Source organism: Bradyrhizobium sp. 142 (assembly GCF_023074015.1).
Classification (GTDB): domain Bacteria; phylum Pseudomonadota; class Alphaproteobacteria; order Rhizobiales; family Xanthobacteraceae; genus Bradyrhizobium.
The window spans coordinates 1-3,071 of record NZ_JADPKQ010000168.1 but is presented as its reverse complement, the minus strand read 5'-3'; the positions used below and the strand labels follow the sequence as shown (position 1 = coordinate 3,071).

The window sequence follows — 3,071 nt, the reverse complement described above, 5'->3', positions numbered from 1 at the left end:
GTGATGCTCGCCTTCGCCATGATGGCGGCGATCCGCCATCGCGCCAATCCGCCACCGCCCAAAAAAACCAAACGCCGCCCCCCGGCAAAAGCCAAAGCATACCCACGCCGCCGCTGATCCGTTGGTCAATCCAGGAAATCCGCCGCATTGCCATCAGGCTTGCTCGAAAGCGGATCCAACCCGCGCATGTCATCGCATGGTCATTCTGGCGCAGAGCTCACCAGGCTGCCGCTCAGCGCGCGCATCTCAAAGCAAAACGGCAACTGTAATGTTAGAGTCTGTCCGGGATCATGCTGTTTTTTGACAGAGCTTTCGCAGCATGAGGCGGATTGAGGCGAGGCGCAAGAACGCCAATGCCTTTCGGTTGAGGCACTCCCAATCCTTGGCCAAACGGCGGCAGCGGTTGAGCCAGGCGATGGTGCGTTCGACGATCCATCGCTTGGGCAAGATCGCAAAACTCTTTGCTGTATCGGAGCGCTTGACGATCTCGACGTCGATTTGCCGGAGGATTTTGCGAACGGCGGACTGAAAGATCGGCCCCTGATAGCCGCCGTCAGCATAGAGCTTCAGCAGGAATGGATGCAGGCCAAACAGCGTGGCCATCACCAGCACCCCACCGTCACGATCCTGGATGTCCGCCGAATGCACGAGGGCGTGGAGCAGCAAGCCTTGAGTATCGACTAGGATGTGGCGCTTCTTGCCCTTGATCTTCTTGCCCGCATCGTAGCCATGCGGGTCGATCCACGCCCCCTTTTTCCGCGCTCTTGACGCTTTGACTGTCGATGATGGCGGCGCTCGGGCTGGGTTCTCGGTTGGCCAATTCTCGACATTGTACATAGAGCGCGTGATGGATGCGATCGAGCGTGCCGTTCCAAGCCCACAAGTCAAAATAGTCGTGCACCGTGCTGCGTGGCGGCAGGTCCTTCGGGATCGCTCGCCATTGGCAACCGGTGCTCAGCACATACATCAGGCCATTGATCACCTCGCGCACATCGACCGTGCGCTTGTTGCCGCCTCGCTTGGCCGGCGCAATCAGGGGCTCCACCAACGCCCATTCCTCATCAGTCAAATCGCTTGGATAGCGTAGCCGGCTTCGGTCGTAACGACCCCGGTTCTCCTTCGTCCACATGGGCGCCCCTTCGAATCGGACCGCCACCCTTGAATCACAAATGATTCCGATGATTCAAGATGTTCCCGGACAGACACTTAGGCGGCGGCTCATGAACAACGTATCCGTCCAGTGAAGCTTTCAATTACCCACATTTAGTCGAACGGGCTGAGGGAGCGCACAAACCATTGCAACGCAGGAATCGACCGTGATTCCTTGTCTGGCACCGATTCGCAGGGGGCGGTGCCGATGGACGAAGAAGCCGACGCATGGTTTTGATCGCGAGCTCGCAGGCTGCAGCCTTGCCGACGAGCGCCTGAACAAGCGGCTCCGCAAACTGGTGGCGCAGATCGGGAGCGCCATGGGCGAAAGTATTCCGCTGGTGTGCCAGGACTGGGCCAACACCAAGGCTGCGTATCGTTTCTTCTCCAACGACCGGGTCAGTGAGGCGGACATTCTGGCCGGCCACTTTCAATCGACGCGTGAGCGCACGATTGCCACCGACGGTCCTGTTCTAGTGCTCCATGATACGACCGAGTTCAGCTATCAAAGAGAGAACTCAGACGCGATCGGGATCACCAAGAGCATAAACAGCGGCCGGGACAAGGCGGGCCGCCTGAGATCGCACACGGTTTGCGGCATCCTGATGCACTCGAGCCTGGCGGTGACAACCGATGGGCTGCCGCTTGGACTGACGGCCGTCAAATTTTGGACCCGGAAGAAATTCAAGGGGACCGCCGCACTTAAGAAGAAGATCAATCCGACCCGCGTTCCCATCGAGAAGAAGGAGAGCATTCGGTGGCTGGACAATGTCCGGCAATCCACGGAGTTGCTGGGCGATCCGGGACGATGCGTTCATGTCGGTGATCGCGAGAGCGACATCTATGAGCTGTTCTGCGCGGCTCGAGAAGCTGGAACGCATTTCGTGATTAGGACTTGCGTTAACCGTTTGGCTGGGGATGGAGATCACACGATCGCCGACGAAATGGACGAGGTCGCCGTCAAAGGACTGCATTGCATCGACGTCAGAAACAGCAACGGTGATCCCGATGAAGCCGTCCTCGAGATCAGATATCGCAAGATTCGTGTCTTGCCGCCGATCGGAAAGCAGAAGCGCTATCCCGCGCTGACCTTGACGGTGATCCATGCCGAAGAGCGCGTGACGCCGAAGAACAGAAAGAAAATCGAGTGGAAGCTGATCACAGATCTGCCTGTTAGCTCCCGCACCGACGCCATTGAGAAGCTCGAATGGTATGCTTTGAGATGGAAGATCGAGGTGTTCCACAAGATCCTCAAATCGGGCTGCAAAGCTGAGGAGTCGAAGCTTAGGACCGCCCAGCGTCTGACCAATCTGATCTCGCTCTTTTGCATCCTGAGTTGGCGGGTCTTCTGGATGACGATGCTCAACCGTTCCGCTCCAGACGCGCCGCCAACCCTCGCGTTGACCGCGACCGAAATCGGCGTGCTCGATCGCCTCGTCAACGACAAACCCAAAGCGAGACAGAAGACGCTTTCGCACTATCTCATCAAGATCGCCCGGCTCGGCGGTTATCTCGCCCGCGCCAGCGATCCGCCTCCCGGCAATACGGTCATGTGGCGCGGGCTGTCGCGCCTCACCGACATCGCGTTAGGCGCCTTGGTCGGAGGAGAATTTGTGGGTAATTGAAAGCCAGTGAAGCCAGTGAAGACCAGTGAAGACCAGTGAAGCCCGGTGAAGGCCGCCTCGCCGAATGAGGCGTGATGTTGAGAACTGTCCTTCAGTGATAGGCGCAGTGCCCAAATCGAACGGCTTGAGGCGGTGGAGACGGGCCGGCGGCCGCGCTGGTCCGAGGATGAGAAGCTCAAGATCGTCCTGGAGAGCTTACGTACGCCCACGATGAAGGCCGCCTTGTTCTGAGAGGCGGATTGAGCACTCATAAGCACGTGTTTAAGAGCGAGCTTAAGAGCGATTGATGGGTCAGAT

The 3,071-nt window shown here is 58.3% G+C and carries 3 protein-coding genes; 2 read left to right on the top strand and 1 reads right to left on the bottom strand.

Annotated features, from left to right (window positions below):
* Nucleotides 1–269: hypothetical protein (locus IVA82_RS16000; protein WP_247493412.1), on the top strand; the 269-nt coding region annotated here is incomplete at its 5' end.
* A gap of 19 nt (nucleotides 270–288) precedes the next feature.
* Here the strand turns inward: IVA82_RS16000 and IVA82_RS15995 are convergent.
* Nucleotides 289–1,129, bottom strand: a protein-coding gene (locus tag IVA82_RS15995) for an IS5 family transposase (RefSeq protein WP_253075574.1) whose coding sequence is annotated in 2 segments (ribosomal slippage) — nucleotides 289–751 and nucleotides 750–1,129 — 843 coding nt in all. Because the reading frame shifts where the segments join, the coding sequence is not laid out codon by codon here.
* A 199-nt stretch (nucleotides 1,130–1,328) separates the two neighbouring features.
* On the opposite strand from IVA82_RS15995, the gene IVA82_RS15990 reads away from it, so the two are divergent.
* The gene (locus tag IVA82_RS15990) at nucleotides 1,329–2,774 is read left to right on the top strand and encodes an IS4 family transposase (RefSeq protein ID WP_249815283.1); all 1,446 of its coding nucleotides are present in this window, start codon (nucleotides 1,329–1,331) and stop codon (nucleotides 2,772–2,774) included.
* Nucleotides 2,775–3,071 lie beyond the last annotated feature (297 nt).